1 protein-coding gene is annotated in these 966 nt (G+C 73.7%); it reads left to right on the plus strand.

Features of this window, described 5'->3' with window-relative positions:
- Positions 1-966, plus strand: a 966-nt coding sequence (locus tag FV228_RS30925) for a GGDEF domain-containing phosphodiesterase (protein WP_147857883.1), incomplete at both ends; no start/stop codon positions are given.

Here is a 966-nt window from a genome sequence, read left to right on the forward strand (position 1 = left end):
GTGACCGGCGCCTCGTGGCGGCGCTCGAGACGCCGGTCACGGTGAGCGGCCACACCCTGGTGATCGGCACCAGCATCGGCATCGCCATCGCCGACGACCCGTCCGGCACCGCCGCCACGCTGCTGCGGCAGGCCGACATCGCCCTGTACCAGGCCAAGGCCGCCGGCCGGGGCACGTGGCGCTTCTTCGACCCGGCCATGGATGTCGAGATCCAGCGCCGCCGGCAGCTCGCGGGCGATTTGCGCGGGGCGCTGGCCGGGGGCCAGTTCGTGCTGCACTACCAGCCGATCGTCGGGGCGCACGGCCAGGCCCTGCACGGCTTCGAGGCCCTGCCGCGCTGGCACCATCCCGAGCACGGCGAGGTCGGACCGGCGGAGTTCATCCCGCTGGCCGAGGAGGTCGGGCTGCTGGGGCCGCTGGGCGCCTGGATCCTGGCTACGGCCTGCCGGGCCGCCGCGTCCTGGCCGGACCCGGTCAAGGTCGCGGTCAACCTGTCGCCCCTGCAATGCGCCGGCCTCGGCCTCGAGGCGGATGTCCGGGCGGCGCTCGCCGACAGCGGGCTCAGGCCGGACCGCCTGGAACTCGAGATCACCGAAGCGGTGCTGCTGCAGGACAACGCCGCGAACCTGTCGCTCCTGCGGGCGTTCCGCGCCGCGGGCGTGCGGATCGCCATGGACGAGTTCGGGACCGGCTATTCGAGCCTCGGCACCCTGCACCGGTTCCCGTTCGACAAGCTCAAGATCGACCCGGGCTTCGTGCGCAGCCTCGCGCGCGACGGCGGCAGCGTCGAGATCCTGCGGGCCATGATCTGGCTCGGGCGCGCCCTGAAGATCGACGTCCTGGCCGAGGGCGTCGAGACCCCCGAGCAGGCGCGGATCCTGCGGGAGGAAGGCTGCCAGGAGCTGCAGGGCAATTTGTTCGGCCGGCCCGCCCCGGCGGCCGACCTCGCCGCGATCCTGGCCCGGA

This window comes from Methylobacterium sp. WL18, from assembly GCF_008040015.1.
In the GTDB taxonomy this organism is placed as follows: Bacteria; Pseudomonadota; Alphaproteobacteria; order Rhizobiales; family Beijerinckiaceae; genus Methylobacterium; species Methylobacterium mesophilicum.